This window comes from Priestia sp. TRM10, assembly GCF_057808375.1.
In genome coordinates, this window is the sequence record NZ_JBJZOT010000013.1 from 741582 (window position 1) to 765114 (window position 23533).

Consider the following 23533-nt stretch of genomic DNA (forward strand, 5'->3'; position numbering starts at 1 on the left):
AGTAATCTCTCCTTTTCCTTTAGTAAGTATAGTTACGTTATCGGAAGGTAAGTTAAAATGCTTTTTATCTATTTCTTAAACTTGATTTTTATGGATTTGTTTTGCTATAAGAGAGCCAAGTATAGATTTTACATCTAGAGTACTTTCTGAACTATATTCTTTCTTGATGTTAAGAAAGGACCACCCTTAAAAGGATACCTCAGAATAAAGAAAAAGCGAGAACGCGTTGTTATTGAACGGTTTTCGCTTTTTTACTTCTGCCAACATTTTTTATGTTTCTTAGATAGATGAAATAGTATTTTAGAACAAAGACTATTAAAAAATTATAAATATTAAAACTATTATTACATTAATTTTATGAATGTTTTATATTTATCCCTTACTATATCTGGTAAAATAGCGTTGTTATTAACAAGATATATATATTGAAACTAAATTTAGGAAGGTGAAATTCATTTGAAGATTAGCAAAGAATGGATAGGAAAAGTTGTGTTTAGTTTGTTATTAGTATTATCCATCGTTATGACATCGTTTAATTATCAAACGATTGCTCAAATTAAAAAATCATCTCCTACTCAGATTACCAATCCAGATAAGACGATTATATTAACGAAATTGAATGACAAAGTATGGACTCATACGTCATATAATGATTGGAAGGGCGCAACCTATGATCACAATGGGTTAATCGTTTCTACTTCCAAAGGAATAGTCCTGATTGATACAGCATGGGATACAGGGGGGAATCATCAAAAAACTGAAGAGTTATTAAAGATGATCAAAAAGAAGTTGAAGAAAAAAGTCGTTCTGGCCCTTGTTACTCATGCGCATGATGATAGCATTGGAGGCATTCAAGCATTGCTAGATCAGGGAATTGAGGTGCGTAGTACACTTTTGACAGCAAAACTAGCTAAAGAATATGGATATCCTTCGCCCAAACCGACACTTGATGTAAACCCAGTGATAAAAATAGGAGATACAGTAATTGAAACATTTTATCCTGGAGAAGGTCATTCACAAGATAACATTACTGTTTGGCTTCCCCAATATAAATTATTATTCGGTGGATGCTTCATCAAATCAGTAAATGCAAAAGATCTTGGAAATCTTTCTGATGCCAATGTAGAGGAGTGGGGGAACTCTGTTCAAAAAGTGATTGAAAAATATCCTTATGTCAAAACAGTTGTACCTGGCCATGGGAACTGGGGAGATAAGAGCCTACTCTTTTATACCCTTGATCTAATCAAACAACATACTCATAATAAAAGCTAAATAAAACAATCTCAACTTATAGTTGTATTCGTTCCTAAAATGATAGATAGAGACATTCGAGATTTCTCTTTAAAAAGCTATTGTATGAGGAGTAATTTTAAGTTTTTTTAATTTTTGTGAATGTAACAAAATCTTGTTATATTTAAAAGGGGGTGGGTACCTAAAGGGCACCTATCCCCTTTTGTGCTTATAACAACACTAAGGAAACAGCTGAATTAGTTGGTGTGAACAGATAAGATTTAATGGATAGCTTTATTAAAAAAATGGGAGCGTCTATTCGTGAACCCTCTTTTGTATTTACTATGCCTTCATACCAAGGGATGATATATTCTGTGGTGCCTTAAAACTACCTTCCTTTGAACATAAAATAGTATTAAATAACATAATTTTATTAGTAAAGGGAGGCCTGCGATATGAATGATTTTGATTCAATTTGTGAACAATTTGCTACAATACTTAAAGGGAAAAGTAAAGTAACTCAAGGTAGTTGTTCTGTATCATTACACCGCAATTTTAATGTGTTGGTTCAAGGGCGCCAAAGCAGTTCTGTTGCGCCAGCGGAAGTCTTATTTGAATCATTAGATCAAAGCGGTAATGCATTAAACTTGGCTGAAATCGCTGTTTTACAGGAAGAGATTCCTCGTTTTATGTATTCAATTGTACAACAGGGTTTGATTGTGAGTGCCCTACATAATCACTGGTTATTTACTAATCCTATGATTATGTATATTCACATTCAATCTATTGAGCCCCCATTAAGTTTTGCCAAAAAGATGGCACACTCATTTTCATCTTTACGCAGTTATCCCATTGCCTAGGCAAGTTTTAAATAAATTGAAATAGTTAAAAAGAGAAGTAATGGTTCTCCTTTTAATTTTCTCTCCATATAATCTTAAAATTTATATATCTTAAGTAATTGTTTGTAAAATGAAATGTCCGTAAAAGTATATATAAACGAAAAGAAAAAGCGCAAACTCATTGTTACTGAACGAGTTTTCGCTTTTTTATTTCTGATAAGCAACATTATGGTAACCTCTCTTCGTAATTCAAGTGAGAATTTCTTACAAAAAAAATTCATTTAAAATATAGAATTAATATTGACCCTGACCTTAAGGTAGACTTTAGAATTACAAACGAGGTGGATAAATATGTTGTATACAGTAAAACAAGTATCAGAATTAACAAATGTGACGATAAAAACTCTTTACTATTATCATAAAATTGGTCTTTTATTGCCTTACAAAACAAGTGAAGCAGGTTATCGTTTCTATGGAGTAAAAGAACTGGAGCGTTTGCAACAAATCTTATTTTATCGAGAGTTAGATTTTCCCCTCAAAAAAATACATGAACTGTTAGATGGTGAGCGAGAACGATTATCTATATTGTCCGATCAAAGAAAACTTCTTCTTGCAAGAATGCGAAGAATAAAGCGTTTGGTTCAGACAATTGATGAATCGATTCACTTCACCATGAAAGGAGATACCATGGATAAATCAGAAATGTTCAAAGGATTTGAGAGTGAAAAAGAGTGGGTGGAAGCAATGACCGATCAAAATCAGTATCTAAAAGAAAAATATGATTATGATTTACTTAAAGAAAATTCAATTGAAGTTCAGTCAATGAATGAGCAAGCTTTAGAGGCAAAACATTTTATGGATAATATAGCTAATGCGCTTAAGGAAGGGGTAAAGTTTAATGATGAGAAGGTACAGGTTTTAATAAAGCAGCATATTGATTTCTTAAATAGTCATGGACATAATACTAGAGCAGAAGATTTTGCAATACAAGCACGCTTCTTTTTGAATGATGATTTTCATAGAAACATGCTTGAAGCCCAACAAACTGGGCTTTCTTATTATCTTTGTATGGCAGCAGAGACATTTGCACTTAAGTAGAAAAGTTCACATATGGAGTAACAAAATAAATCAACCTTTCCGGATTGACTTATTTTGTGCCTATAATTTGCGTTATGTTAACTCCATTCGTGGAAACAAATCTATTACTTCCTACCTTGCTTAGAAATATAATTTAAATTAAATGTTGATATTTAATTTAAAAGGAAATATATACATTAAATGAGGTTATAGATAATAAAAATAGGAGGTATATAGATGACAGTATTACAAAAGGTAGCTCTTGTCTTAACCGTTATTGGCGCTATCAATTGGGGATTAGTAGGATTATTCCAATTTGATTTAGTAGCTACACTTTTTGGTGGAAGTGACACAGTCCTATCTCTAATTGTTTATGTTTTAGTGGCAATTACTGGTTTAATAAACATTGGTTTGTTCTTTAAATCAAATGAAAGAGTTACAAAGGGTTCACAACAAGCAAAAACCTCTTATTAGACATTTAACAGGAAATGAGAAATAGACCTAAAGGTGTCATAAAATTGACTTTTTAGGTCTATTTTTATTATTTTATTTTCTTTTAGATTGATAGTCAGTTCTATATCAGTTCGCAAAAGTATACCTAAAGGGGTAGCGTCAAAAAATGCAGATTTACAACATTAAGGGAATTTTAAAATTAAAAAGCCTAATTTCTCAGCATTAAAAGAGAAATTAGGCTTTTTTCATTGCGCCATTAAAGCGCTTTTTTGTTGAATAAGTTCTAGACATAAAGCTCAAATAAAAAGTCAATCCATTAGGTAACAAATATCAAGTGACAAATATTAATATTTGTCACTTGATATTTGTTATGTTATGCTTCTTTTTAAGGAGGTGTTCATGGCTCATTAGCCATATGCTTATGAAGAAGAATATAGAAACCTTATCAAAAGAACAAATACTTACTGCCACAGAAGAAACCCTTAGACGATTTGGGATAGCTAAAACATCTGTAACCGATGTGGCTAAGACTTTGAATGTCAGTCACGGAACCATTTATCGCCATTTTAAGAGTAAAGCAGAACTTTTGGAGGGGGCTACAGAAAAATGGTTGAATGAAACAATCATTGCTCCTTTGACTGCTATTTATGAAGACCATTCACTGAAAGGCTCAGACTCCTTAAAAACATATATTCAAACATTAATTGAATTAAAAAGAAGCTCTGCTTATCACGAGAAAGAATTGTTTGAGATGTATGCCAAGGTGACTGAAGAAGCTGGAGATCTCATTGAACAACACGTCAATCGTATGACGAATCAAATGAGCGAGATCATCAAACGTTCTGACTTTCAGGCAAGCGCTCCTGATCGTTTAGCTCATTCCATTTTTTTTGCAACCACACGATTTCATCATCCATCCCACGCTTACGAATGGGACAGCCCAACCATTGATCAAGAATTTCTAGATTTATGGGAACTGTTAGAAAAGGGATTTTTAAATAAAAAATGAGGAGGAAAATCATAAAATGAAATTTTTAGAAGGAAAAGTCGCAATCATTACTGGTGCTTCTAGAGGAATCGGACGCAAAGTAGCCGAACAATTAGCCGATCTCGGTGCAAAGGTGACCATTAATTATTCAAGTAGCCCTGATAAAGCAGAAGAAGTTGTAAAAGAAATTCAAGATAAAGGTGGGGAAGCGATTGCCATTCAAGCGGATATCAGCCATATAGGTGATATAGAAAGGCTTTTTTCAGAAACCATTTCTGCTTTTGGAAAAGTTGACATTTTGATTAATAATGCAGGAATCATGATCAATAAGCCCCTGTCAGAAGTCACTGAAGCTGACTACGATAAACAATTTTCCGTGAACGTAAAAGGAACCTTTTTTGCTTGCCAGCAGGCAATGAAATATATGGAGGAAGAAGGCCATATTGTGAATATCTCAACCTCTGTAAACGGACAAATGTTTCCCACATACAGTGTCTATTCCGGCACAAAAGGGGCGATTGAACAATTCACGCGGCAACTTGCAAAAGAGTTCGGCCAAAAAAAAATAACGATCAATGCGGTAGCACCCGGGCCGGTAGACACAGAGCTTTTCTCCGTAGGAAAAACAAAGCAACAAATAGAAGGGATGAAAAAAATGAATGCCTTTGGCCGTCTCGGTGAACCAGAGGATATTTCGAATGTCATCGAATTCCTAGTAAGCGAAAAATCACAGTGGGTTACTGGTCAAACACTACGTGTTAACGGAGGGTTTATTTAAGCCTCCTCTTCAATTATCGAGTACCGCATGGGGAAGGGCTTACCATTTGCACTTCTCTGATTAAGCTCCTTTTTGATCACCAGTGTTACTATATTACTCACGTAAAGTCACTTAACGTTAGGGGTAAAATTATTCTTATTTAACAAAGTCCATCATATGGATTAGAGGAGAATAACATGCAAAAGAATCTAAAAGCTGCACATTATTTTTGTAGTAGTAATAAAGAAAGTTTAAAGAAAGATCATTTATGTGGCTATTTTTATTGTTTAGAAATATTTCAACCATTTGAAATAGAAGATTGGATAGACAGTAATGAAACGACAGTCACTCCTCAAATCCTCTTCTCTTTCTAAATCTGTATCAAATGAATAGATAAAGTCTTTCAAGACAAGTTACTAAGCGGGTTTACACTTTTACTACTTCCTCCACTCATTATGTGAACTAAAAATATATATAGAATACATGATATCTAAAGTTAGTCCCTTGATAAAATGGAATATTTTCCTTAAAATATTTCTGAGAAACGTTATAATGATAAACTAAAAGAAATTATGAAAGAGGGGAATCTGATGCACTACATAACTGCATGCTTGAATATTATTAGTGATAAGAATTTTAATGAAATAATAGAAGCGTTCAAAAAACTAGAGGAAGAAACTAATAAAGAAGAAGGATGTATTAAATTTCATGCTTATCCTCTTGAACCATCAGAACGAAAAATAATGCTTTGGGAGATTTGGGAAAACGAAGAAGCTGTTAATGTCCATTTCACCAAACTCCACACCAAAAATGTTCAAGAACAAAAATTAACGGAAGTAGAATGGATAATTAAAAGTAATGTGAATTAACAAAAGGTGCCATAAGGCGTCTTCCGAGTTGAGAGGAACCCCTGCCTTTTCTACGCTTTCTTGTTTTTTAGAATCAACATTATGTCAACTAACTTTGTATATCGTATACAGCCTAAAAACAGAAAAACTCCCTTGTACAGTAGGGAGTTTTTCTGTGCAAAATTTAAATAAAAAAAGTGATAGATGCTTTTGCATCATAAGTAGTTTGCTCAAAACATTGGATATTTTTCATTTATATAAAGATATCTGCTTTATATAAAATTTATAATTAATTGTTAGTAGGTGATACTAATTATTGACTTTTCATCTAAAACGTAGGGTGTGAATGTATATGGATTTTTTTCAAAGTCAAGAATCACTTACTGAAATTCAATGGACTCTCAGAGCAATTATTTCTTTTTTCTTTTTACTCTTTGTTGCTAAGATAATGGGGCAACGATCAATATCTCAGTTAAGGTTACTTGATTTTATAATGGCTTTATCAATTGGAAATATTATTGCCCATCCTTTGTCTGATCAACACTTAGGAATGAAAGGATCCATGATAACGATAGGTGTATTAGTTATTTTGTATCTTATTTTCATATTTTTAAGCCTTAAGTGGTCGAAATTCACAAAATTTGTTGATCCTTCTCCTTTTCCTCTCATAAAAAATGGGGAAATAATTTATAAGGGTTTAACCAAAGCGAGAATACCTCTTGAAATTTTATTATCAGAATTAAGAAAAGAACAAATACAGGATATTCAAAAGGTTGCTCTAGCATTGTGGGAATCAGATGGTACGATTTCTTTTGTTTTAGATCCAAAGTATCAAGCATTAACTCCTAAAGATATGAAGCTAATGACAAAGCCATTCTCTTTTCCTATAACGATTATCAAAGATGGAAAAATTGATTTTGAAGAATTAAAACAAACTGGTAAAGATAAAGATTGGTTAAAAGATAAAATTAGAATGGTACATAATGTAGAAATAAAAAATATTTTACTAGCGACAATTGATAACAATGACAAAATAAATATCTTTTTATATAAGTAAGTATGAAGTGAAATGTGGATGTGCAAATTACTTTTTAGTAAAAAATTATCAAATAAATGTAATTGCCTTAAGGTATAACATCTGTTATGTCTGTTATGATTATCGATAAAAATCATATAGACAAAAAAGACATTGATAAATTTTCTATCAGTGTCTTCTTTAGTAGTAGAATCCTTTATGTTATCAATTATGCTTAATGTCTACCTTTTATGAGTGCTGATAATTGGTGTTATGTTGACTGACTTATCATGATTTACCTTTAGGAAAAAGACGACTCAAAAGTTATAGTTTTTGAGTCGCCTCTATAATTAGTAACTTTCTTTTATTACTTTCTTTTTTATTTGGCGTATTTTCTTATAATTAATTGTGATAAATTTTAAAGTGAAAAAGAACAAACTAAGTAAGTTTGCTCTTTCTCTTTTGCACTGAAAACTCTTCAGTACAATAACTATATATCTTAATATCAGGATTGCTTTTACAAGAGCAATTCATCCTGTTACAAGTAATTGATGGTTTACTGTTATTAGGATCCATCTTTGTTAGTGAAACAAGATTCCGAAGGACTACAGATTTAGAGTGACCTATCCACTAATTGGGGAAACTATCCTAATAAAGGCAGCAAATACAACACAGAAAAAGGTGAATAACAATGAGTAACAATAAAAAACATGTATTATTTATAGGGGCAGGGCGCATGGCCCAAGCCTTAATTAGAGGAATAAACAAAAATGAATTCGCCATTCTTGTCGGCAACAATGGAAATGAAGATCGGCTACGTGAGGTAAAAGAAACCTTTGAGGTTGAAACCACTAATCACTGGTCACAAGAGATACACAAGATGGATATCATTATTCTTGCCATGCCGCCTGAGTCTCATGACGACATTCTCGCAAAATTATCTAAAGACATTAGTGGACAATTAGTCATTACGGTAGCCGCCGGAATAGGTCCAACTTACCTCGAGTCCAGACTTCCTAAAGGGACACCTGTAACTTGGGTTATGCCTAATACAGCTGCTAAATTATGTAAGTCAATGACTTTATATGCACTCGGTCAAAATGTGAATCAAGAACAACAGGGATGGATTGAGGCATTAATTTACGATATTGGTGAATTTGAAAAAGTGACAGAGCAGCAAATTCATGAGCTAACTGCTGTAACTGGAAGTGCTCCAGCATTTATTTATCGAGTAGCAGAAGCACTTGAAAAAATAACATTAGCATCAGGTGTCAATAAAGATCAAGCAAGAAAGCTAGTAGCCAACATGATTGCTGGTTCTGCAGAAATGCTAAAAACAAATGCGGCCCCTGCTGAACTTGCAGATGAGGTAGCCACTCCTGGCGGTTCAACAGCTGCTGGTTTAGAGGTACTAGACACAAACCATTTGGAGCGTTTAATGATTGATGCCATTGAAGCATGCCGCCAAAAAGCAATGAGGCAAGAGTAAATAAACATAAAAATCTTTCCATTACGAATGATGGAAGGATTTTTTAATTAGGTAGTCACTATAATATCGGTTAAATGTAATAGCTTGATTAATTCTTCTTCTCACACATCTTCGGGTAAATCAGAGGAATTCGACTATTTTGTAGGACAGTTAATATAAAAAGTAAAACTATCAAAAATAATGTTTGTTTTATCATATGACCACCTCAGTGCATAGTGTCTCTTTCTAAGGTTTATTTATTAAATCTTGTTGTTCAGTTATCCTGCCCTTTAATAGTCCGTAAAAGTATACGTTTATGGATAATTTAATTTTATAACCAATCTAGCATTTTTAAGTTCGTTTAATTTTGAAATTAAATTACGAACGTTCTTATTCATATAATAGAAAGTGAAACACAAAAAGAATATAAAAATAGAAAATCTAGATATATGTATATAGGGGGGAGAGATTAAAATGAGGGGTGTCAGCATCAATTTATGGATAAGGAGTTTATTCTCAAGACATTTTCATCGGCAAACAAAGCGGAGAAAAAGTCAATGGGGAGTAGCACCAAATGATGAAACGGATAATTCGTATTGAATACTAATATTAGTATATCTAAGTGTTGGAAGGGTGATTTGAAGTTTTTACGCCAGAATTTTTTCTCCTTTCTTACATTATCTTTCTCCTAGAATCAAAGTTTAACCTTAATTGCATTATGTTTTCTTTTTGTACGGTTAATGATATGATTTTCACGAGTCTGTTTGACTTGTGAATTTTTTTACACTTACAAAATACCTAAAAAAAGAACTCTTTTATAGTATATAAATGATTTCATCCTCTCTTAATCAACAATAGGAAGTGATACAAATGGAGAAAACAAAGCAGCCTTATGGAACGGTTCTTATTAAAGCCTCCCATATCTTAGATTTTTTATCGAGTTGCGATGAACCACAGTCTTTGAATATGATTGCCAAAGAAACTGGTCTAACGAATTCTACAGCTTTAAAAATACTAGACACTTTACTCATGATAGGCTATGTCCAAAAAAACGCCGAGTTAAAGAAGTTTAGTCTCGGTTTATCAATTATTAAATATGCTAATAAATCAATAAATAATTTAGATATTAAAAAAATCGCACAACCGCATTTAGAAGAGTTACAAAGCGTAACGAATGAAACAGTTCACTTAGGTATTCAAGATAAAGATAGTATTATTTATATCACAAAAATAGAGAGTAAAAATCCTATATGTCTCTATTCAAAAGTTGGCAATAGTATTCCTATGTATTGTTCAGCAATGGGAAAAGCTATTTTGGCCTATTCATCAGATGAAGAAATTCAAAATTATTTAGATCGTCAGCCATTAAATAAATTAACGAACAACACCATTACAAATAAGTCTGAATTTATGGAAGAGATTTTGAAGGTTAGAGAAATGGGTTATGCTTATGATAATGCTGAACATGAAGAAGATGTATTTTGTATTGGAGCCTCTATTACTTTGAATAACAAAAAGTATGGGGCATTTAGTGTTAGTATTCCTAAATATAGACTGACGGAAGAGTTTCAAAAACAAATTATTGAAGCAATACAAATTTGTAAAAATAATATCTTAAACGATCTTCATTAACAGAGAATTTGAATTAGAGTTAAATTTAGCCAAGGACTTCCTTACAGAAATCCTTGGCTTTTATATGCTTTTAAATTCTTTATTATAACATAAGAAAACTTAGTTTATATAACCTAGTTTCTTGGAGATGTGCTCACTGCATTCTTTGGCATATTTTCCGTAGATGTTGATTTCTTCTTCTGGAAAGCGAAGTGTTGGCACAGAAATACTGAGGGCACCAACTACATTCTTAGAAAAGTCAAAAATGGGAGCTGCCACACATCGTATTCCAATTTCAGTTTCTTCATTATCAATCGCGTATCCATTTTCCCTTATTGATACTAATTGCTCTAGAAAATCATCAATTTTTGTAATCGTGTAAGGGGTATTTTGCACAATCTCACTTTTATTCCATACATCTATTACTTTTTCCTTATTAGAAAATGCAAGAATGGCTTTCCCTACAGCTGTACGATACATCGGATTCTTCTTTCCTATCCATGTATGCATTCTTATTGTATTAGTAGATTCAACTTTATGTATATAGACGATTTCAGTTCCTTCTTCAACAACAAGATGAATTGTTTCCTTTGTTAATTGAGCCAATTTTTCAAGATCAGGTTTTGCTTCCTCTAATAAATCAAGGTCTTGTATTCTTTTATTACCCATTTCGAATAATTTGAAGGTACATCTGTATTTATTTGAATCTTTTACTTGTTCAATATATCCGTTACTCACAAGCGTTGATACTAATCGATACACTGTTGTTTTATTTAAATTTAAAGATTTACATATATCAGTAATACCAATTTGATTGTGTTGAGACACGATTCCTAAAATCGCTAACGCTCTATCAACAGATTGAACGGTGTCACTCTTAATCAATATTGCCACATCCCATAATAGATAATTTGTTTAACGTTATTATTAATTATAGAGGTTTCCTACTTAAAAATCTATTACTCATTATACAATGGGAAAAGGGAGTATTTATTTCAAAAAATCAGATCTCCATATAAAAAAGTCAAATGATTAATGAATTCCTAATTATAAAATCCAAAAGATATCCACATTACGATGGTTTAATGCAAAAAAATAAAGTGATAAAATTGTCTGTTTTGATTTGTTTTTAATTGTTATATGTGTTTATATCTTTGTTTTTTGTGTATAATCTTTTGAAAATATGAAAAACATATTGATATTTAATAATTCTTTTCGTATAATGAAATAAGAATTCACAATACGAAACAAAAAGTTGATTAATAAATTATAGTAATCTAGAGTAAAAGATAAGCATGGAGTATTATAATTGAAAGCGTGTTCAATATTTTAGACAAATATTCTTATTTATTTCATAATTGTGAATCCCGATACTTTTTGTAGAGAACAAAACGAGTAAAGAGATAGGTCAAACTATGAAAAGTATGAGAGGTATAATTTATTTTTGCTTGGAGGGAATAGCATGATTCAAAATAAAGCATTTATTGAAAAAGAAGAAGTAATAAGCTATATCAATTTACTAATGAATAATCTTTCACAGATTAAAGATAATACTGGGGAATTTTTGCTGCATTTTGATGACGTAGTCGTAGATGACAAGAGTTGGGCAGTGTGGAATTGGCCGCAAGGTGTAGGATTATATGGAATACATAAATATTCGAGACTATCAGGCGATCAAAAAGCTTTAAAGATTGTAACAGATTGGTTTAAAGATAGATTTGAAGAAGGAGTTCCACCTAAAAATGTAAATACAATGGCTCCGCTTTTAACATTGGCCTTTCTATATGAGGAAACAAAGGATAAATCACTTATTCCTCATCTTGAAGAGTGGGCAGAATGGGTAATGCATGATATGCCACGTACAAAAGAAAATGGACTGCAACATATGACATATGGTCCGGAAAATAAAAACCAGTTATGGGATGATACGTTAATGATGACTGTATTACCATTAGCAAAGATAGGTATGCTTTTCAATAAACAAGAGTATATAGAAGAAGCTAAAAAACAATTCTTAATACACATTAAATATTTAAGTGATCGAAAAACAGGATTATGGTTCCATGGATGGACGTTTGAAGGAAATCACAACTATGCAGAAGCCCTATGGGGAAGAGGGAATTGTTGGATTACCATTGCAATTCCGGAAATTATAGAAATATTAGAGTTAAAAGAAGGAGATTTCTTTAGAGAATTCTTGATTGATACATTAAAGAGACAAGTAGAAACATTGGCTCATTATCAAGATGAAAGCGGTTTATGGCATACATTAATTAATGATAAAACATCTTATCTTGAAGCTTCAGCCACAGCAGGATTTGCATATGGAATTTTAAAATCTGTTCATAAAGGCTATATAAGCCAAGAATATAAGGGAGTTGCTTATAAAGCTATTCAAGGGATGCTGAAAGAAGTAAATGAAGATGGAGCTTTACAAAAAGTTTCAGTTGGAACAGGTATGGGAGATAGCTTAGATTTTTATAAGGAAATTAAAATAACAACAATGCCGTATGGACAGTCATTAGCAGTTCTCTGCTTAGCTGAATTTTTACATTCCTATAGTTAATTACAAGGGGGGCATTACGAATACTCATTAGAAGTGTACCACTTCATGAGTATTCGTAATTTAACTATAGAAAGTCAATTTTATTATTAAATTGAAAGTAGATATTCAGTTCACATCTATATGAAAGCGCTTCTAATATATGACGGGAGAGAAAATGGGGATGGAGAAGAGACAGATAAAACTTGTTAATTATTTAGCGTATGGATCCACCGATTTTTTAGGTGCAGGTGCTTTCGCTTTAACAGCAGCTTGGCTATTGTATTTCTACACAACATTTTGTGGGCTAACCCCAGTTCAAGCTGGATCTATTTTTGCAATTGCTCGTTTTGTCGATGCTATAGCAGCCCCGGTAATGGGCTATATAACAGACAACTTTCATAAAACTAAACTAGGAAAGAAATTTGGAAGAAGAAGATTCTTTCTATTAATTTCCATTCCTTTAGTGCTTTGTTATTCCTTAATTTGGGTCAGTGGAATGAGTTATTGGTACTACTTACTTACATATATCGCCTTTGAAATTGTGTATACAATGGTGTTAATTCCTTATGAAACATTAGCATCAGAAATGACGACAGATTTTAAAAAGCGTGCAAAGTTCACTGGTGCCAGAATGTTTACCGCTCAGCTATCAGCCGTATTTGCTGCATTTATTCCAGGAAGGCTAGTTGAAGCTTTAGGAAAAGATGATCCTATGACTTTTCTTTATGCAGGAACCATCTTTACAGTCATTTTTGTTTGTGTATTAACATTTGTTTACAAATTCACATGGGAAAGACCTTTAGAAGATATATTAAATGAAGAAGTACAAGAAGAAAAAATTCCATTTTTTGAAAATGTAAAAAAGGTATATATAGATTTAATCTCAACTTTAAGAGTCAGAGTGTTCAGGCAACATTTAGGGATGTATTTAGGGGCTTATCTAAGCCAAGATATCTTTAATGCAGTCTTTACGTATTTCATTGTTTTTTCACTTTCACAAGATGCAGTTGCAGCTTCCAATTTAATGACAGTTATGTATCTGCTGCAAATCTTAGGGGTATGGATGGCTATGACTATAACTTTAAAATTAAATCCAGCTCCAGCATATAGAGTCGCAATTTCTCTGTTTATGATAGGTGTCATTGGATACTTAGTTGTTTATTATGCTAATCCGTCCAATTTGATGGTAATGTTATTCATTTTGATAGGTATAGCGGGCCTTGGAAGAGGTGGATTGAACTTTATTCCTTGGAACAACTATCCTTTTATTCCAGATGTAGATGAAGTTCTTACAGGGCAAAGAAGAGAAGGCGTATTTGCAGGTATGATGACATTTATACGCAAAGCTTCTCAAGCACTTGCTGTGTTCCTTGTTAGTTTTATTCTACAAGAAGCTGGTTTTGTTTCAGGAAAAGATGTTCAATCAGCTTCAGCACTTAATGCTATCGTGGCAATTTTAACAATAGGAACTTTAATTTTTCTTGTTGGAGGTTTTTTAATCTCGTACAGATACAAGTTAACAAAAGAGAATCATACGATTTTATTAAATGAGATTGGCAGGTTGAAAAGTGGGGGTTCTATGAGTCACGTTGATGCTACTACGCGTAAAGTGGTTGAACAATTATCAGGGTGGCAGTATGAAAAGCTTTGGGGAAACAATCCAGTTGGATATAAAAATAGGATTGCTTATAAAAATCTTCAAGATAAAAAGAAGTCAAAAACAAGTTAAACAACCGTTTTTAATGTGAAATTCCATTATAGAAGTTTTAAATAGTCTCATTAATGATTGAAATTTCAAATAGTTTCATATATAATTAGAATCGTTAATTTCCAAATAAGAAATTATATTTCTTATTTGGAAATATTGATATCCTATTTCTCTGGAGGATGACTCAAAAATGAATATATTATCTAAACTTTCTGATTGTGGAGTAGTTGCAGTTGTAAGAGGTGATTCAACAGAAGAAGCTATCCGTATTTCTGAAGCATGTATAAAAGGAGGCATAAAGGGTATCGAAGTTACATTTACTGTTCAAGATGCAGATACCGTGATCAAAGAGCTGGTCTCTATCTATGATAACAATGACAATGTCATTATCGGTGCGGGAACAGTGCTTGATGCCCAAACGGCACGTATTGCAATTTTGGCTGGGGCTGAGTTTATTGTAAGTCCAAGCTTTGATAAAGAAACGGCAAAACTATGCAACTTATATAAAGTTCCTTACATGCCTGGTTGCATGACAATTACGGAAATGAAAACTGCATTAGAATATGGTGCAGACATTGTGAAATTATTCCCAGGAAGCGCCTTTGGTCCTGATTTTGTTAAAGCAGTAAAGGCACCACTTCCTCAAGTCAATATTATGCCAACAGGAGGTGTAAACTTAGAAAATATTAAAGAATGGATTCAAAATGGTTGTACGGCTGTAGGAGTAGGAGGCAATTTGATTGCTCCAGCGAAAACAGGGGACTTTGAACAAATTACCTTACTTGCTCGTCAGTATGTAGAAAAAGTGCAAGAGGCAAGGGTGGGGTAATGATGAAAAAAGTGGTAACACTTGGTGAGATTATGCTTCGTCTTTCTACTAATACTGGAGAGCGTCTTTGGCAGTCAGATAAGTTGACAATGCACTATGGAGGCGGAGAAGCAAATGTGGGAATTTCACTTTCCCATTTTGGACACGATGTTTACTTCGTTAGTAAAGTACCAGATAATGCGCTTGGCCGTGGAGTTAATCGTCATCTCCAATCTCATGGAGTTTATACGGATTATGTTCTAACAGGAGGAGAAAGGTTAGGCACTTATTATCTAGAGCGTGGTATAGGAGAACGGAGTCCGAAGGTGATGTACGATCGGAAATACTCTAGTTTTTCTACTTTAACAATAGCGGAGCTGGATTTAGAAGAAATTTTTCATGAAGCAACACTATTTCATGTTTCAGGAATCACTTTAGCTCTGTCTCCTAGTTTACGAGAATTAACTCTTCTAGCTTTAAAGAAGGCGAAAGAAAAAGGGATAAAAACAAGCTTTGATTATAATTATCGTGCAACTCTTTGGAGCCATAAAGAAGCGTCTGAATCAATTCAGTCTCTCTTACCTTATATAGACATTTGTTTTTGCGGGGAATTGGATGCGATTCATTTACTTTCAATAGAGAAAGCAGAAGATTCTTTATCAGAAACAGAAAGACTTAATTACTATTACGATAGAATCAAAGAAATGTATCCGAATATTCAGTATATGAGTTCAACTTTCCGTCATGTTATTTCCGCTTCAGTAAATACATTGCAAGGGAATTTGTATGAGGATGGAAAGTTACATCAAAGCAGGGTCCATCATATCGACCAAATTGTTGATCGAGTTGGTGGGGGAGATGCATTTGCAGCAGGTGTACTTCATGGAATAATCAATCAATTACCTTTACACCAAATCATTTCATTTGCAACAGCTGCTTCGGCGTTGAAGCATACGGTTCATGGTGACTGTAATGCTTTTTCTGAAGAAGAGATTTTAGAATTTGTAGCTAATGAAAGAGGAAAGATTGTTCGATAAGAAGAGAATTGAAAGTTTTATGACTAAAAAACGATATTAAATGATAAAGGAGAATGAATAATGGAAACTCGTTACGCTCATCATCCCGAAGATGTAAAACATCAAACAACAGAGGAATTAAGAAAGAACTTTTTAGTTGAAACTCTTTTTGAGAAAGATCGTGTTCACTTAACATACACACACAATGATCGAATGATTTTTGGCGGGGTTACTCCTGGAACAGAGGAACTAACAATTCAATTAGATAAGGAACTTGGCGTAAATTACTTTTTAGAACGTCGAGAGCTTGGCATTATTAATATTGGAGACGAAGGTACTGTTATTCTTGACGGAGTGGAATATGAAATGAAAGGTCGTGACGGTTTATATGTTGGACGCGGTACAAAAGATGTTCGATTCCGTTCAAAAGATGCTAACAAACCAGCTAAATTTTATATCAACTCAACACCAGCACACCATACTTATCCAACAGTGAAAATTGATATAAAAGAAATTGATCCGCTTCATAAAGGTGAACAAGCAACATTAAACGAGCGCAATATTTATCAATATATCCATCCAAACGTTTGTGAAAGTTGCCAACTTCAAATGGGATTAACGATGCTTTCACCAGGAAGTGTATGGAATACAATGCCTTGCCATACTCATGAGCGACGTATGGAAGTCTACTTATATTTTGATATGGAACCAGATACGCGCGTATTCCATTTTATGGGTAAACCAGATGAAACAAGACATTTAGTTATGAAAAATGAACAAGCAACCATTTCACCAAGTTGGTCTATTCATACTGGAACAGCTACAAGTAACTATACATTTATTTGGGGCATGTGTGGAGAGAATATTACTTATGATGATATGGATCATGTGGAAATGGAAGAACTGAGATAAGTTAGTTAACACCTAGCTAAGAGAAAACAAATAGTATCCTAACATCTGCGATACTATTTGTTTCTCTTTAATGTAAAATGTAAGTTTTGTGGTTCGCGAAGCCAAAAACATGAGATTGAAACATCAAGAATACATAAAAATGGGGGAGTTAAACAATGGCGAATAATTTGAATTCATTTTCAATGGACTTCTTCCGTCTTGACGGGAAAGTGGCAATCATTACTGGTGGGAACAAAGGGCTAGGTCAAGGATGTGCTGTGGCCCTTGCTAAAGCAGGCGCGGACGTGTTCATTGTAACACATGGAAAAGAGTGGGATGAGACACGAGCTCTTATAGAGGAAGCTGGAGGAAATGTTCACTTCCATCAAGCAGATTTATCAGATCGCTCCTCTATTAAACAAGTAGTTTCAGAGTGTCTTAACGTATATAAAAAGATTGATATTTTAATTAATAATGCAGGAACAATTCGTCGTGCCCCTATCCTTCAATATAAAGAAGAAGATTGGGATGCAGTGATGGCGATTAATCAAGATGCAGTTTATTTCTTAAGTCAAGAAGTCGCAAAAGTAATGGCTGAACAACAAAGCGGTAAAATCATTAATATCGCTTCCATGCTTTCTTTCCAAGGTGGAAAATTTGTCCCTTCTTACACAGCAAGCAAACATGCTGTCACAGGGCTTACAAAATCATTTGCTAATGAGCTTGCTGAACATAACATCCAAGTGAACGCTATTGCGCCTGGATATGTAGAAACAGCGAATACAGCCCCTATCCGTGCTGATGAACAGCGTAACAAAGAAATTTTAAGCCGTATCCCTGCTGGACGTTGGGCAACTCCAGTAGATTTAATGGGAACAGCCGTATTCTTGGCAAGTCAAGCTTCTGACTATATGAACGGCCACATTTTAGCTGTTGATGGCGGTTGGTTAGCTCGATAAGAGTAGACTATTAAAAATTGTATGAGCTGTATCGCATTTATAGTGATACAGCTTTATTATATTGCGTTTAGTATGGCTCGACACTAAAAATAAAAAAGGATGATATAAATGAATCTAGGCATAAGAGGTCATGATATTGAAAAAAATGGTTTAGAGGAATTAGTAGAAGAAATTGAAAAAAAGGGGCTTACATCTGTACAGTTAGCTTTAAGCAAATCTTTAAATTATGTAAATACAGATTTAGGAAGTTTGAGCCCAGGTCTTGCTCATTATGTAGGAAGTACCTTTCAGAAGCGCGGTATTCAAATCGCTGTATTAGGCTGTTATATTAATATGATTCATCCTGATAAAGTGGAAAGACGAAAAGGCTTAGAAAGATTTAAAGAACATATAAGATATGCAAGGGATTTTGGATGCAGTATTGTAGGGACGGAAACTGGTAATGTAAATGCTGAAATTTTTTATACTACAGAAAACTTCAAAGAAGAACCATTCCAAGAAGTAGTCGAAAGTGTCCGTGAACTTGTAGAAGAAGCTGAGAAATTTGGCGTAATCGTAGGAATTGAAGCAGGAGTGAATCATCCTATTTATTCATCAAACGTCATGAAAAGACTTTTAGATTGTGTAAATTCCAATAATCTGCAAGTGATTTTTGATCCAGTAAATTTACTGACAATAGATAATTATAAAGAACAGGACGAGATTTTTGAAGAAGCATTTAACTTATTTGGAGATAGAATGGTTATCCTGCATGCCAAAGATTTTATTGTAGAGAATCAAATGTTAAAACCAGCTGCTGTTGGTAAAGGATTATTAAATTATGACCTAGTAATGAAATTAATAAAGGAGAAAAAACCTTTTATAAATATCTTAATGGAAGATACACAAGAACCTTTTATAGATGAAAGTGCTGTTTTCTTAAGAGAGAAGTATAAGCAAGGTTAAGGAACGATATTGTAAAGCATTTTGTGATCTGATATAGTATTTATCAATTATTGGATCGTCTTTGCTTAATGGACATGTTTAGTTTTGTATTTCTAGGTAGTTTTTAAAAGGTTAAATAAAACGTTAGAAGAAAAATGAACTTATCAAAGGTCCTTTGTTTTGGCAAAGGACTTTTTTTATTGTTAAAATCTAGATTACTTTTATCAACAATTTGAAGTATATTTGTATTAATATAAGGAACTTAATCAAAAATATTTTTTACATTATCATTTTAATTGTTAATAATAGGTAATCAAAACGCCAATGTAAACGCTAGAATAGTTAGAAACCATACTTTAAAATGGGTATACAAAATTAAGAAAGATGATAAAAAAGGAGAACTTCTATGCAGGATGAGCTTTTAAATGAGTTATTAAAGATAACAGAAGAAGAGGAAATAATCTTACAAAACAGAAGAGAGATTAAAAAAGAGCTTTACACAAATCAGTCCAATTTTATTATTGAAAGTGAAAAATTTCTCAGTAAAGATAAGATGATTATGGTTCGCCAACATACACGCTTTGTTGATTTTCCTAAACATAAACACAATTATATTGAAATCAATTATGTTTATAATGGAGAATTAAATCAAAAGGTAGGTAATCAAAAAATAAATTTAAAACAAGGAGAACTGTTATTTTTAAATCAGCATATTGAACATGAAATTGCCGCATGTGCAACAGAAGACGTCATTATTAATTTCATTATTCAACCGCAATTTTTTGATTTTATCTTCTCTTTCTTAACAACGGAAAATAGAATTAGTAATTTTTTAATCAACAGCTTATATAATAGCACTCAAAACGGCCAATTTCTCTACTTTAAAGTTTCAGAAGTGGAAAGTATTCAAGAATTAATTAAAAAAATTATTATGGAAATTAGGTCTTCTGCCTTTATGTCTGACTCAACAGTTAAATTATATATGGGACTTTTAATCGTTGAGTTAATTAAACATGCTGATAAGGCGGAGCATACAGAAGATTATCCTGTGCAGCATTATTTAATCGTTGAGTCTTTAAAGTACATCGATGAAAATTTTCAAAAAGCTTCGTTGTATGAGTTATCTTCCCAATTAAATCAACCTCACTATGCTTTAAGTAAAGAAATTAAAAGGGCTACAAATTATACCTTTAAAGAGTTGCTTCAAGAAAAACGTTTAAGCAAATCAAGAGAGTTATTAGAAAGTACAGATATGCCAATTGCAACAATAATAGAGCAAGTTGGGTACGATAATGTTAGTTATTTCTATCGAATTTTTAAAAATAAATATAATCAGACACCAAAACAATTTAGAGAACATTTAGCAAAGAAATAAAGAGCTAAATGTTCTTTTTATGGAGTTTTTATCCAAATAAACACTATCATCCTAAACCTGGAACTTTTATATTATATCCTTTGACTCTAAAAGAACTTGTCCCATAAATCTATTTAGGATAACAGAAGAGGTCTATAGCAATTAAAAATCAAATGTAGTGTATTTTTGCAAATAAGGACAATAAATAAATAATTTTAGTCATTATTTACTCTTTCAATCTGTTTTAAGATAAGAACATAAGCAAACGCTTTCAGATAAAGGGTGATAGTAATGAAGAAATGTTGTTTAGCTGTTGATATTGGTGCATCTAGTGGTCGATTGATTGCCAGTCACCTTGAAAATGGACAATTAAAACTAAATGAAATTCATCGTTTTGAAAATAAAATTGTCCGAAAATATGACCAATTTTGCTGGGAACTTGATCGATTATTTTTAGAAATCAAAAAAGGGATTAAAAAATGTCAAGGTAAAGGTCTAAAGCCTGAAAGTATAGGAATTGATACATGGGCAGTTGACTTTATACTCCTAGATGAGAATGAAAAACCTTTGACTAATTCCGTTGCTTATCGGGATCCACGAACAGATGGAATGATGGATGAAGTCTTTAAAACTATAATGAAAGAACGTCTATATTTAGAAACAGGCATTCAGTTTCAAAAATTTAATACGATTTATCAACTTTATTCTATTAAACAAAACAATCCAGAGATTTTAGATAAGGCAGCATCTTTTCTTATGATTCCTGACTATTTTAATTATCTACTAACAGGAAAAAAGGCAAATGAATATACAAATGCTACGTCAACTCAATTAGTTAATGCATTTACAAAGAAGTGGGATGACGAAATTCTGGATCAATTAGGCATTAAAAAGGAGATCTTTCAGGAGATTCACAATCCTAAAACAGTGTTAGGAACGCTGAAAGAGGATCTCGTAGAGGAATTTGGTTTTGATATGAAAGTTATTTTACCCGCAACACATGATACAGGCTCAGCTGTCATCTCAGTTCCAGAGCTAGACGAGACCATCTATATAAGTTCAGGGACATGGTCTTTAATTGGAGTCGAAAACTATTTTCCGATTTGTGTTACAAAGGCTCTAGATTACAATTTTACGAATGAAGGCGGTATCGATTATCGCTATCGATTCCTAAAGAACATTATGGGACTTTGGATGATACAGGAAGTAAAAAGAAATTATCAGGATCAATATTCGTTTGCCGAGTTAGTTGATTTAGCTCGCCAAGTTCAAGATTTCACCTCTACTGTTAATGTAGATGATTCAAGGTTTTTAAAGCCAGAAAATATGATTGAGGAAATTCAACGCTATTGTCAAGAGACAAATCAAGCAATACCAACTACACCTGGCGAAGTAGCCAAGTGTGTATATGATAGTTTGGTATGCAGCTACCAACAAGCTATTAATCAAATTGAAGAGATATTTGAAAGAAAATTTGAAAAGATTAATGTCATTGGTGGCGGTTGTCAAAATGAAATGTTAAATCAACTAATTGCTGATACAACAAAAAAAGTAGTATACGCAGGTCCAGTAGAGGCAACAGCCATTGGAAATATTGTCTCACAATTAATGGCAGTCGGTGAAATTGAAGATATAAATGAAGCAAGAACAATTATTAAGCATTCTTTTGAAGTGAAAAAGTTTTCACCTTCAATTATTACAGCATAAGAAAGGAAGAATATCAAATGACACTTAATGAAAAGTATGAGATTGCGAAAAAGGAATATGAAAAATGGGGAATCGATGTTGATAATGTATTGGAACAGTTAAAAAATGTACCTATTTCAATTCATTGTTGGCAAGGAGATGACGTTGCTGGGTTTGAAGTAAATAAAGGAGAGTTATCAGGTGGTATTGATGTAACAGGAAATTATCCAGGTAAAGCAAGAACACCTGAGGAATTACGAGCAGACCTTGAGAAAGCGCTATCTCTAATTCCTGGAAAGCACCGTGTGAACTTACATGCCATTTATGCGGAAACAAATGGAGAAGCAGTAGAAAGAGATCAACTAGAGCCGAAACACTTTGAAAACTGGGTGAAATGGGCGAAAGAACATGGTTTAGGCTTAGATTTCAATCCAACATTATTTTCACATGAAAAAGCAGCAGATGGTTTAACATTATCACATCCAGACGAGAAAATTAGAGAATTCTGGATTAACCATTGTATCGCTAGCCGTAAAATTGGGGAGTATTTTGGTAAAGAATTAGGTACACCATCTTTAACAAACGTTTGGATTCCAGATGGCTATAAAGATGTTCCAAGTGATCGCCTAACGCCTCGTCAAAGACTAAAAAATTCACTAGATACGATTTTTAGCGAAGAAATAAATGAAGCGTATAACCTAGATGCTGTTGAAAGTAAATTATTTGGAATTGGCTCTGAGTCTTATGTGGTAGGGTCACATGAATTTTACTTTGGATATGCATTGAAAAATAATAAGTTATGTTTATTAGATACAGGACATTTCCATCCAACTGAAACAGTATCAAACAAAATTTCGTCTATGTTACTTTACAGTGATAAACTTGCTCTACATGTATCACGACCTGTTCGTTGGGATAGTGATCATGTTGTGACATTAGATGATGAATTACGTGAGATTGCTCTTGAGATTGTTCGAAATGGTGCATTAGATAAAGTCATGATTGGTCTGGATTTCTTTGATGCTAGTATTAACCGTGTAGCAGCATGGACAATCGGCACAAGAAATATGATTAAAGCATTACTATATGCAATGTTAGTGCCAAATGAACATTTAAAACAGTTACAGGAAGATGGAAACTTTACGGAAAGATTAGCATTAATGGAAGAATTTAAAACATATCCTTTTGGTGCAATCTGGGATTATTACTGCGAAAAAATGGGAGTTCCAGTAAAAGAAACATGGTTAGAAGACGTGAAGCAATACGAGCAAGATGTATTAGTAAAAAGAGACTCTGTTTTAGCCTGAAATATTGATTAAAGACGATATAGTAAATTTATAAATAGGTATAGCCAGG

22 protein-coding genes are annotated in these 23533 nt (G+C 33.1%); 21 read left to right on the forward strand and 1 reads right to left on the reverse strand.

Annotation, left to right across the window (positions count from 1 at the left end; all coding sequences use genetic code 11):
* Positions 1-456: 456 nt before the first annotated feature.
* From bla to ACK3CR_RS15020, 11 genes are all read left to right on the forward strand, one after another.
* Positions 457-1272 carry a subclass B1 metallo-beta-lactamase gene (gene bla, locus ACK3CR_RS14970; RefSeq protein ID WP_243512167.1) on the forward strand — a complete coding sequence of 272 codons (816 nt, stop codon included), beginning with the start codon at positions 457-459 and terminating at the stop codon, positions 1270-1272.
* A 413-nt stretch (positions 1273-1685) separates the two neighbouring features.
* Positions 1686-2090, forward strand: a complete 405-nt coding sequence (locus ACK3CR_RS14975) for a DUF1259 domain-containing protein (protein WP_243512155.1) — start codon at positions 1686-1688, stop codon at positions 2088-2090.
* 330 nt (positions 2091-2420) lie between these two features.
* Positions 2421-3167 carry a MerR family transcriptional regulator gene (locus tag ACK3CR_RS14980; protein ID WP_243512141.1) on the forward strand — a complete coding sequence of 249 codons (747 nt, stop codon included), beginning with the start codon at positions 2421-2423 and terminating at the stop codon, positions 3165-3167.
* A 216-nt stretch (positions 3168-3383) separates the two neighbouring features.
* Positions 3384-3620 carry a DUF378 domain-containing protein gene (locus tag ACK3CR_RS14985; protein WP_430239065.1) on the forward strand — a complete coding sequence of 79 codons (237 nt, stop codon included), beginning with the start codon at positions 3384-3386 and terminating at the stop codon, positions 3618-3620.
* Positions 3621-4020: 400 nt separating this feature from the next.
* A complete protein-coding gene (locus tag ACK3CR_RS14990; RefSeq protein ID WP_243512138.1) occupies positions 4021-4608 on the forward strand; it encodes a TetR/AcrR family transcriptional regulator in 588 nt (195 codons plus the stop codon).
* 16 nt (positions 4609-4624) lie between these two features.
* Positions 4625-5365 (forward strand): SDR family oxidoreductase, encoded by a 741-nt coding sequence (locus ACK3CR_RS14995; protein WP_243512135.1) that lies wholly within the window; start codon positions 4625-4627, stop codon positions 5363-5365.
* Positions 5366-5541: 176 nt separating this feature from the next.
* On the forward strand, positions 5542-5718 hold the full coding sequence (locus ACK3CR_RS15000) for a hypothetical protein (RefSeq protein WP_243512121.1): 177 nt from the start codon (positions 5542-5544) through the stop codon (positions 5716-5718).
* A 198-nt stretch (positions 5719-5916) separates the two neighbouring features.
* Positions 5917-6213, forward strand: a complete 297-nt coding sequence (locus ACK3CR_RS15005; protein ID WP_419182648.1) for a putative quinol monooxygenase — start codon at positions 5917-5919, stop codon at positions 6211-6213.
* Positions 6214-6544: 331 nt separating this feature from the next.
* A complete protein-coding gene (locus tag ACK3CR_RS15010; RefSeq protein ID WP_243512116.1) occupies positions 6545-7249 on the forward strand; it encodes a DUF421 domain-containing protein in 705 nt (234 codons plus the stop codon).
* 649 nt (positions 7250-7898) lie between these two features.
* The gene (proC, locus tag ACK3CR_RS15015) at positions 7899-8696 is read left to right on the forward strand and encodes a pyrroline-5-carboxylate reductase (protein ID WP_480380793.1); all 798 of its coding nucleotides are present in this window, start codon (positions 7899-7901) and stop codon (positions 8694-8696) included.
* Positions 8697-9545: 849 nt separating this feature from the next.
* Positions 9546-10307 carry an IclR family transcriptional regulator gene (locus tag ACK3CR_RS15020; RefSeq protein WP_328124918.1) on the forward strand — a complete coding sequence of 254 codons (762 nt, stop codon included), beginning with the start codon at positions 9546-9548 and terminating at the stop codon, positions 10305-10307.
* Positions 10308-10406: 99 nt separating this feature from the next.
* On the opposite strand, the gene ACK3CR_RS15025 is transcribed toward ACK3CR_RS15020, so the two are convergent.
* Positions 10407-11171, reverse strand: a complete 765-nt coding sequence (locus tag ACK3CR_RS15025) for an IclR family transcriptional regulator (RefSeq protein ID WP_488975674.1) — start codon at positions 11169-11171, stop codon at positions 10407-10409.
* Positions 11172-11748: 577 nt separating this feature from the next.
* Here ACK3CR_RS15025 and bglB point away from each other — a divergent pair.
* The 10 genes from bglB to rhaA all read left to right on the forward strand — a co-directional run bounded on the left by bglB (position 11749) and on the right by rhaA (position 23484).
* Entirely contained in the window at positions 11749-12852 is a 1104-nt protein-coding gene (bglB, locus tag ACK3CR_RS15030) for a beta-galactosidase BglB (protein WP_243512107.1), read from the forward strand.
* A 160-nt stretch (positions 12853-13012) separates the two neighbouring features.
* Positions 13013-14560: an MFS transporter gene (locus ACK3CR_RS15035; RefSeq protein WP_243512104.1), complete on the forward strand. Its 1548-nt coding sequence runs from the start codon at positions 13013-13015 to the stop codon at positions 14558-14560.
* Positions 14561-14729: 169 nt separating this feature from the next.
* Positions 14730-15368 (forward strand): bifunctional 4-hydroxy-2-oxoglutarate aldolase/2-dehydro-3-deoxy-phosphogluconate aldolase, encoded by a 639-nt coding sequence (locus tag ACK3CR_RS15040; RefSeq protein ID WP_113752517.1) that lies wholly within the window; start codon positions 14730-14732, stop codon positions 15366-15368.
* A 2-nt stretch (positions 15369-15370) separates the two neighbouring features.
* Positions 15371-16384: a sugar kinase gene (locus ACK3CR_RS15045; protein WP_488975796.1), complete on the forward strand. Its 1014-nt coding sequence runs from the start codon at positions 15371-15373 to the stop codon at positions 16382-16384.
* Between the two features lie 60 nt (positions 16385-16444).
* A complete protein-coding gene (kduI, locus tag ACK3CR_RS15050; RefSeq protein ID WP_019395252.1) occupies positions 16445-17275 on the forward strand; it encodes a 5-dehydro-4-deoxy-D-glucuronate isomerase in 831 nt (276 codons plus the stop codon).
* Between the two features lie 155 nt (positions 17276-17430).
* Positions 17431-18213: a 2-dehydro-3-deoxy-D-gluconate 5-dehydrogenase KduD gene (gene kduD / locus ACK3CR_RS15055; protein WP_243512086.1), complete on the forward strand. Its 783-nt coding sequence runs from the start codon at positions 17431-17433 to the stop codon at positions 18211-18213.
* 108 nt (positions 18214-18321) lie between these two features.
* Positions 18322-19158 (forward strand): sugar phosphate isomerase/epimerase family protein, encoded by an 837-nt coding sequence (locus ACK3CR_RS15060; protein ID WP_488975675.1) that lies wholly within the window; start codon positions 18322-18324, stop codon positions 19156-19158.
* A 385-nt stretch (positions 19159-19543) separates the two neighbouring features.
* Positions 19544-20512, forward strand: a complete 969-nt coding sequence (locus tag ACK3CR_RS15065) for an AraC family transcriptional regulator (protein WP_488975676.1) — start codon at positions 19544-19546, stop codon at positions 20510-20512.
* A gap of 270 nt (positions 20513-20782) precedes the next feature.
* Positions 20783-22198 (forward strand): rhamnulokinase, encoded by a 1416-nt coding sequence (gene rhaB, locus ACK3CR_RS15070; protein WP_488975677.1) that lies wholly within the window; start codon positions 20783-20785, stop codon positions 22196-22198.
* Positions 22199-22215: 17 nt separating this feature from the next.
* The gene (rhaA, locus tag ACK3CR_RS15075) at positions 22216-23484 is read left to right on the forward strand and encodes an L-rhamnose isomerase (RefSeq protein ID WP_328124916.1); all 1269 of its coding nucleotides are present in this window, start codon (positions 22216-22218) and stop codon (positions 23482-23484) included.
* Positions 23485-23533: the final 49 nt, after the last annotated feature.

Bases quoted from the DNA above. Each gene is read 5' to 3' on its own strand.
- ACK3CR_RS15020 (WP_328124918.1), top strand. From the start codon at position 9,546: ATGGAGAAAACAAAGCAGCCTTATGGAACGGTTCTTATTAAAGCCTCC.
- bglB (WP_243512107.1), top strand. From the start codon at position 11,749: ATGATTCAAAATAAAGCATTTATTGAAAAAGAAGAAGTAATAAGCTAT.
- kduD (WP_243512086.1), top strand. From the start codon at position 17,431: ATGGCGAATAATTTGAATTCATTTTCAATGGACTTCTTCCGTCTTGAC.
- ACK3CR_RS15005 (WP_419182648.1), top strand. From the start codon at position 5,917: ATGAAAGAGGGGAATCTGATGCACTACATAACTGCATGCTTGAATATT.
- ACK3CR_RS14995 (WP_243512135.1), top strand. From the start codon at position 4,625: ATGAAATTTTTAGAAGGAAAAGTCGCAATCATTACTGGTGCTTCTAGA.
- ACK3CR_RS15040 (WP_113752517.1), top strand. From the start codon at position 14,730: ATGAATATATTATCTAAACTTTCTGATTGTGGAGTAGTTGCAGTTGTA.
- ACK3CR_RS15000 (WP_243512121.1), top strand. From the start codon at position 5,542: ATGCAAAAGAATCTAAAAGCTGCACATTATTTTTGTAGTAGTAATAAA.
- ACK3CR_RS14990 (WP_243512138.1), top strand. From the start codon at position 4,021: ATGAAGAAGAATATAGAAACCTTATCAAAAGAACAAATACTTACTGCC.
- ACK3CR_RS14985 (WP_430239065.1), top strand. From the start codon at position 3,384: ATGACAGTATTACAAAAGGTAGCTCTTGTCTTAACCGTTATTGGCGCT.
- kduI (WP_019395252.1), top strand. From the start codon at position 16,445: ATGGAAACTCGTTACGCTCATCATCCCGAAGATGTAAAACATCAAACA.
- ACK3CR_RS15065 (WP_488975676.1), top strand. From the start codon at position 19,544: ATGCAGGATGAGCTTTTAAATGAGTTATTAAAGATAACAGAAGAAGAG.
- ACK3CR_RS15010 (WP_243512116.1), top strand. From the start codon at position 6,545: ATGGATTTTTTTCAAAGTCAAGAATCACTTACTGAAATTCAATGGACT.
- proC (WP_480380793.1), top strand. From the start codon at position 7,899: ATGAGTAACAATAAAAAACATGTATTATTTATAGGGGCAGGGCGCATG.
- ACK3CR_RS15035 (WP_243512104.1), top strand. From the start codon at position 13,013: ATGGAGAAGAGACAGATAAAACTTGTTAATTATTTAGCGTATGGATCC.
- ACK3CR_RS15045 (WP_488975796.1), top strand. From the start codon at position 15,371: ATGAAAAAAGTGGTAACACTTGGTGAGATTATGCTTCGTCTTTCTACT.
- ACK3CR_RS14975 (WP_243512155.1), top strand. From the start codon at position 1,686: ATGAATGATTTTGATTCAATTTGTGAACAATTTGCTACAATACTTAAA.
- ACK3CR_RS14980 (WP_243512141.1), top strand. From the start codon at position 2,421: ATGTTGTATACAGTAAAACAAGTATCAGAATTAACAAATGTGACGATA.
- rhaA (WP_328124916.1), top strand. From the start codon at position 22,216: ATGACACTTAATGAAAAGTATGAGATTGCGAAAAAGGAATATGAAAAA.
- rhaB (WP_488975677.1), top strand. From the start codon at position 20,783: ATGAAGAAATGTTGTTTAGCTGTTGATATTGGTGCATCTAGTGGTCGA.
- ACK3CR_RS15060 (WP_488975675.1), top strand. From the start codon at position 18,322: ATGAATCTAGGCATAAGAGGTCATGATATTGAAAAAAATGGTTTAGAG.